Source organism: Streptomyces sp. SID1328 (genome assembly GCF_009865595.1).
Classification (GTDB): Bacteria; Actinomycetota; Actinomycetes; order Streptomycetales; family Streptomycetaceae; genus Streptomyces; species Streptomyces griseoluteus.
In genome coordinates this window covers 1-6,467 of sequence record NZ_WWKH01000393.1, presented here as the reverse complement: position 1 = coordinate 6,467, position 6,467 = coordinate 1, and the positions used below count along the sequence as shown (strand labels likewise).

Annotated in this window: 7 protein-coding genes; 4 read left to right on the top strand and 3 right to left on the bottom strand. The window is 71.3% G+C overall.

Annotation, left to right across the window (positions count from 1 at the left end; all coding sequences use genetic code 11):
• Positions 1 to 454: SPFH domain-containing protein (locus GT030_RS11740; protein WP_237522322.1), on the bottom strand; the 454-nt coding region annotated here is incomplete at its 3' end.
• A gap of 120 nt (positions 455 to 574) precedes the next feature.
• On the opposite strand from GT030_RS11740, the gene GT030_RS11735 reads away from it, so the two are divergent.
• The 3 genes from GT030_RS11735 to GT030_RS11725 all read left to right on the top strand — a co-directional run bounded on the left by GT030_RS11735 (position 575) and on the right by GT030_RS11725 (position 4,506).
• Positions 575 to 1,798 carry an arginine deiminase gene (locus GT030_RS11735; RefSeq protein ID WP_161201054.1) on the top strand — a complete coding sequence of 408 codons (1,224 nt, stop codon included), beginning with the start codon at positions 575 to 577 and terminating at the stop codon, positions 1,796 to 1,798.
• 121 nt (positions 1,799 to 1,919) lie between these two features.
• Positions 1,920 to 2,948 carry an ornithine carbamoyltransferase gene (gene argF / locus GT030_RS11730; protein WP_161201053.1) on the top strand — a complete coding sequence of 343 codons (1,029 nt, stop codon included), beginning with the start codon at positions 1,920 to 1,922 and terminating at the stop codon, positions 2,946 to 2,948.
• A gap of 112 nt (positions 2,949 to 3,060) precedes the next feature.
• Positions 3,061 to 4,506 carry an amino acid permease gene (locus tag GT030_RS11725; RefSeq protein ID WP_161201052.1) on the top strand — a complete coding sequence of 482 codons (1,446 nt, stop codon included), beginning with the start codon at positions 3,061 to 3,063 and terminating at the stop codon, positions 4,504 to 4,506.
• On the opposite strand, the gene GT030_RS11720 is transcribed toward GT030_RS11725, so the two are convergent.
• Positions 4,469 to 4,918 (bottom strand): ATP-binding protein, encoded by a 450-nt coding sequence (locus GT030_RS11720; protein WP_135792268.1) that lies wholly within the window; start codon positions 4,916 to 4,918, stop codon positions 4,469 to 4,471. The two genes, GT030_RS11725 and GT030_RS11720, sit on opposite strands and share 38 nt — an antisense overlap.
• Before the next feature lie 299 nt (positions 4,919 to 5,217).
• Positions 5,218 to 6,030: a PaaX family transcriptional regulator C-terminal domain-containing protein gene (locus tag GT030_RS11715; RefSeq protein WP_161201051.1), complete on the bottom strand. Its 813-nt coding sequence runs from the start codon at positions 6,028 to 6,030 to the stop codon at positions 5,218 to 5,220.
• A 213-nt stretch (positions 6,031 to 6,243) separates the two neighbouring features.
• Here GT030_RS11715 and GT030_RS11710 point away from each other — a divergent pair, with 213 nt between their 5' ends.
• The gene (locus tag GT030_RS11710; RefSeq protein ID WP_161201050.1) at positions 6,244 to 6,414 is read left to right on the top strand and encodes a DUF6299 family protein; all 171 of its coding nucleotides are present in this window, start codon (positions 6,244 to 6,246) and stop codon (positions 6,412 to 6,414) included.
• The last annotated feature ends 53 nt before the right edge of the window (positions 6,415 to 6,467 follow it).

The window sequence follows — 6,467 nt, the reverse complement described above, 5'->3', positions numbered from 1 at the left end:
CGCCCAGTCCCGCGGTGACGCGTTCGCGTACCGCCGCCGCGCCGTCCACCAGCGCCGCCGCCAGGGGCGTACGGGCCAGCACGTCCAGCGCGTGCTGCTGGGCCGTCTCGGTGAGCAGGGTGCCGAGCTGCTCCAGCGGGGCGCCGCGCCACACGCCGGTGTCCGGGTCGATGGAGAAGTCCAGGCGGGCCGCGGCGGTGGCCGGGTCCGCGATCCGGTAGGTCACCGTCGCGCTGACCGCCACGTCCTGGAAGTCGTGGGTGCGGGCGTGGAAGGTCATCGCCAGTTCCCGGTCGTCCACCGGAATCTCGGACAGCGCGGCGGTCAGCGGCCGGAACCAGAAGCTGAGCCCCGGCCCGTCGTGCACCAGCGTGCCGGAGCGGTGGTGCCGGATGTGTGCCGTGGGCACACCGCGCAGATGGCGCCGGCCGAGGCGCCGGGTGATGTCGGCCATGGGAACCCCTCACTTCTCGTCACCAGGACGATAAACGGGACGGCCGTTCTCGTCAACCAGACGAAAAGAGGGAGTGCCGAGAGAAGAGTGAACGCGCCCCCCGGCGGCCAGGATGAAGGCATGGCATTCCACGTCGACTCCGAGGCCGGGCGGCTGCGCCGGGTGATCCTGCACAGACCGGACCTCGAACTCAAGCGCCTCACCCCCAGCAACAAGGACGCCCTGCTCTTCGACGACGTGCTGTGGGTGCGCCGGGCGCGCGCCGAGCACGACGGCTTCGCCGACGTCCTGCGCGACCGCGGAGTCGAGGTGCACCTCTTCGGCGACCTGCTCACCGAGACCCTCGCCGTCCCGGAGGCCCGCGCCCTGGTGCTGGACCGCGTCTTCGACGAGAAGGAGTACGGCCCCCTCGCCACCGACCATCTGCGCACCGCCTTCGACGCGATGGCCCCCGGCGAGCTGGCCGAGGCGCTGGTCGGCGGCATGACCAAGCGGGAGTTCCTGACCGGCCACCCCGAGCCGGCCTCCGTCCGCTTCCACGTCATGGAGCTGGACGACTTCCTGGTCGGCCCGCTGCCCAACCACCTCTTCACCCGCGACACCTCGGCGTGGATCTACGACGGCGTCTCCATCAACGCCATGCGCTGGCCCGCCCGGCAGCGCGAGACCGTGCACTTCGAGGCGATCTACCGCCACCACCCCCTCTTCAAGAAGGAGGGCTTCAACATCTGGTCGCGCGGCCAGGCCGACTACCCCTCCACCATCGAGGGCGGCGACGTGCTGGTGATCGGCAACGGCGCGGTGCTGATCGGGATGAGCGAGCGCACCACCCCGCAGGCGGTCGAGATGCTCGCGCACAAGCTGTTCGCGGCGGGCTCCGCGCAGACCATCGTGGCGCTGGACATGCCCAAGCGGCGCGCCTTCATGCACCTCGACACCGTGATGACCATGGTCGACGGCGACACCTTCACCCAGTACGCCGGGCTCGGCATGCTGCGCTCCTACACCATCGAGCCCGGTGTCGGCGAGCGCGAGCTGAAGGTCACCGACCATCCCCCGGAGCACATGCACCGGGCCATCGCCGCCGCCCTGGGCCTCGGTGAGATCCGGGTGCTCACCGCCACCCAGGACGTGCACGCCGCCGAGCGCGAGCAGTGGGACGACGGCTGCAACGTCCTCGCCGTCGAGCCGGGAGTCGTCGTCGCCTACGAGCGGAACGCCACCACCAACACCCATCTGCGCAAGCAGGGCATCGAGGTCATAGAGATCCCGGGCAGCGAGCTGGGGCGGGGAAGAGGCGGACCGCGCTGCATGAGCTGCCCGGTCGAGCGGGACCCGGTATAGACCGGCTACAGACCGGGCACGGCGTGAATCGGCGCATAATCATGCCGCACTGTGAATAGAAATGCCGAGGCTCGTATAGAATTGGCGAAGTCAGTGCACCGCGTACCCCTGGAGCGCCCCCATGGCGACAGTCCCGACCGCCCTCACCGGCCGCCACTTCCTCAAGGAGCTGGACTTCACGGCCGAGGAGTTCCGCGGGCTGCTCGCGCTGGCCGCCGAGCTGAAGGCGGCCAAGCGGGCCAAGGCCGAGACACGGTACCTGACCGGCCGCAACATCGCCCTGATCTTCGAGAAGACCTCGACCCGCACCCGCTGCGCCTTCGAGGTCGCCGCCGCCGACCAGGGCGCCCACACCACCTACCTCGACCCGTCGGGCTCCCAGATCGGGCACAAGGAGTCCGTCAAGGACACCGCCCGCGTGCTGGGCCGGATGTACGACGCCATCGAGTACCGGGGGCACGGCCAGGGCGTGGTCGAGGAACTGGCCGCGTACGCGGGCGTCCCCGTCTACAACGGGCTCACCGACGAGTGGCACCCCACCCAGATGCTCGCCGACCTGCTCACCATGACCGAGCACAGCGACAAGCCGCTGGAGAGTGTCACCTTCGCCTACCTCGGCGACGCCCGGTACAACATGGGCAACTCCTACCTGGTCACCGGCGCCCTGCTCGGCATGGACGTCCGCATCGTCGCCCCCCGGCTGCTCTGGCCCGACGAGACCATCGTCGCGCTGGCACGCCGGCTCGCCGACGCCTCCGGCGCCCGCCTCACCCTCACCGAGGACGTGAAGGAGGGCGTGCGCGGCGCCGACTTCGTCGCCACCGACGTCTGGGTGTCCATGGGCGAGCCCCAGCAGGTCTGGGACGAGCGCATCGGCCTGCTCGGTCCGTACGCGGTGACCATGGACGTACTGCGCGCCACCGGCAACCCGGACGTGCGCTTCCTGCACTGCCTGCCCGCCTTCCACGACCTCGGCACCAAGGTCGGCCGCGAGATCCACGAACGGTACGGACTGACCGAGCTGGAAGTCAGCGACGAGGTCTTCGAGTCCGAGCACTCGGTGGTCTTCGACGAGGCGGAGAACCGGATGCACACGATCAAGGCCGTGCTCGTCGCCACCCTCGGGGATACGTCACAAACCCTTGCGTGACCCGCCTCACCTGGCCTTATCCTGACCGACGGCCTGGCCCCCACCCCTCGTGCCGCGCCGACGCAGCGGCCTGACCGGGCCGTCCGCACCACCAGAAACGAGCACCACCCGCATGCCCGCTCCCCGCATCAAGTCCCCGCATCTGCTCGTCGCCGAATCCGGCGCCGACCGCGAGGGCCACGGCCTGAAGCGCACCATGGGCCTCTTCCAGCTCATCTGCTTCGGTGTCGGCGCCATCGTCGGTACCGGTATCTTCGTCGGCCTCTCCGACTCCGTCGCGCAGGCCGGACCCGCCGTGGTCGTCTCCTTCATCCTCGCCGCGATCACCTGCGTGTTCACCGCCTTCTCCTTCGCGGAGCTGGGCGGCGCGATACCGGTCTCCGGCTCCTCGTACTCCTTCGCCTACGCCGGTCTCGGCGAGTCCACCGCCTTCCTGGTCGGCTGGTGCCTGCTGCTGGAGTACGGCATCTCCATCTCGGCCGTCGCGGTCGGCTGGAGCCAGTACGTCAACGAACTCCTGCACAGCCTCACCGGCTGGCAGCTCCCCGACGCGCTGTCCGCCGGACCCGGCGACGGCGGCGTGGTGAACCTGCCCGCCGTGATCGTCATCGCCATGGCCGCCGTGCTGCTGGTGCGCGGTGTGCGCGAGAGTGCGCGGGCCACCGCCGCGATGGCCGCCGTGAAGCTCGTCATCCTGCTCGCGTTCTGCGCCATCGGCTACAGCGCGTTCAAGGACGGCAACCTCACCCCGTTCTCCCCGGCGGGCCTGGGCGGCATCGGCGCGGGCACCACCGCGGCCTTCTTCTCGTACATCGGCTTCGACGCGATCACCACGGCCGGCGAAGAGGCGAAGAACCCGCGCCGGGACATCCCGGTGGCGATCCTCGTCTGCATGGGCCTGGTCACCCTGCTGTACTGCGCCGTCGCGGTCGCCGCGATCGGTGCCATCGGCGCCCACCAGGTCGGCGGCCGCCCCGCCGCGCTGTCGTACGTGGTCAACATGGTCACCGGCTCCACCATCGGCGGCGGTGTCATCGCCTTCGGCGCGGTCGTCGCCATCGCCTCGGTCGTGCTCGCCGTGATGTACGGCCAGACCCGCATCCTGCTGTCGATGTCCCGCGACGGACTGATCCCGCGCGTGTTCGAGAAGGTGTCCCCGAAGACCTCCACGCCGGTGGCGGGCACGCTCATCGTCGCGGTCGTCTTCGCCGTCCCCGCGGCCTTCGCCTCGCTCGACTCCGTGGTGAACCTCTGCACCATCGGCACGCTCGCCATCATGGCGGTCGTCAATATCGCGGTGATGGCCCTGCGCCGTCGCGAGCCGGGCCTCAAGCGCAGCTTCCGGGTGCCGCTGTACCCCGTCGCCCCGCTGCTCGGCGTCGTCTTCTGCCTCTACCTGATGTACGAGACGGGCTGGCAGACCTGGGTGCAGTTCGCGGTCTTCCTCGCGGTGGGCCTCGGTGTGTACTACGCCTACGGCCGCCGGCACTCCACGCTGGGCCGCGCCGAGGCGGCCGGGGTCACGCCGAACGCTGAGCGGGAACGACAGGCAGTCTGAACCACACCGCCTTGCCCGACGAGGTCGGGCGGTGACCACAGGACGAACTGAGGGCGCGGATCAGCAACAGGCCGCGCCCTCCCTCCTGCCAGGGGTCGGGCTCCTCGATCACCGGACGGGTGAGATGGCCGGGCGGCTCCGGGTCGGGGTCGTGCACCTCGACCTGGCAGCCGGTCGGCCGCAGCTCCACCACCAGCTCGATCGGACCGCTGCCCGCAGTGTGCTCCACCGCGTTGGCCACCAGCTCGGCGGTCAGCAGCTCCGCCGTGTCGCAGTCGGCCATGTGCCCCACCTCGGCCAGGGCCGACCGCACCAGGGCACGCGCCACCGGCACCGCCGCGGCGGTGTGCGGCAGCGCGATGCGCCAGGAGGCCGATTCGGTGGGGCGTTCGTGCACGGCGAGTCCGTTCATGGAGCAGGCTGTCCTGCCTTCGACTGTAGGAAATGGTACGGGTCCGGCCATCGAAACCTTCGGCGGGCGGTGGCCGGAACCACCGGGCCCGGTACCCGTCCGCACGCCGCGCCGAACGCCCCACCACCCCCTCCCGTAGCTGCTGTTACGTCCCTGTCGATCACCGGTGACACCGGTGACGGGACGGTCGCGCGCGCCGGGCCGTCATCCCCGCCGAGTGACCACAGTCACAGCCGGAGGGTGTCCGTTTCAGCCGTTCCGGTACCACGGAGCGAGCGGCCGGTCACCGGCCGCCGTGCTCACACCCCGACGAAGACCGCGCCCGCGTCCCGCAGCCGCTCGTGCAGTGCCCGGAACACCCGCGCCGAGCGCGCCCCCGGCCAGTCGGCGGGCAGCAGCCGGGCCGGCAGGCCGGGGTCGGCGCCGGGCAGCCGGCGCCAGGAGTCCAGGGCCAGCAGATAGTCCCGGTAGGCGTCCTCGGCCGGGGTGTCCGGCCGGTCCTCCCAGGCGCGCAGCACCGGCGCGTGCGCCGCGAGGAACCGCTCGTGCTCCGCGGCGATGGCCGGCAGATCCCACCAGCGGCGGACCGCCTCGACGGTCGGGGCGAACCCCAGATGATCGCCCCGGAAGAGATCCACATAGGCGTCCAGACCCAGTCGGCCCAGCGTGTGCCGGGCCTCCTCGTGCAGCCGGGCCGGGGCTATCCACACCCCCGGCGCGGCCGCGCCGAAGCCCAGCGCGGCCAGCCGGGAACGCAGCACATGCCGCTTCTGCCGCTCCGACTCGGGCACCGAGAACACCGCGAGCACCCACCCCGCGTCCTCGGCGGGGCCGACGGCGTGGATACGGCGGTCGTCGGCGCTCAGTAACCGGTGCGCCTCCGCCGACAGCTCGTACCCCGCCGCGCCCCCGGCGGTGCGGGCCGGCAGCAGCAGACCGCGCCGTTTGAGCCGGGACACCGAGGAGCGCACCGAAGGCGCGTCCACCCCGACCGCGGCCAGCAGCCGGATCAGCTCGGCGACGGGCACCGGGCCCGGTACGCAGCGCCCGTAGGCGCCGTACAGCGTGACGATGAGGGACCTGGGGGCGTGCTGCTCGGACACGTTGATCATTTTAGGTCTTCGGTATACCTGCTGGTCACCATCGGTGCGCGGGCCCGGAGAGGGGGATTAGGGAACGACTGCGCTCGGCCCATTCACGCGCCACCGATGGGGTGACGGTCGCCTGCCGGGCGGGGCGTCGCCGGTACCTGTGGGAGCCCCGCGCACCCCACACCGGGAGGCCCCCGATGCCCGTACGTCCCGTCCTCGCCGCCACGCTCGGCGGTGCCGCCCTGCTTCCGGTGGGAGAACTCCGGGAAGGTCTCCTCGGAGACACTGAAGGCGGGCGCCGCGCACGTCCAGGCCAACGTCATGGAGCTGCGTCCGAGCGGGCTGGTGCCGCTCCCCGTGTTCCATGCCACCCGGGACCGGGACATCACGCTCGTCCGGAGCTGACCCCCGGGCCGGCGGCGGTACCCCTAGGCCCTGTCTGACAATTCCCGTCTGCC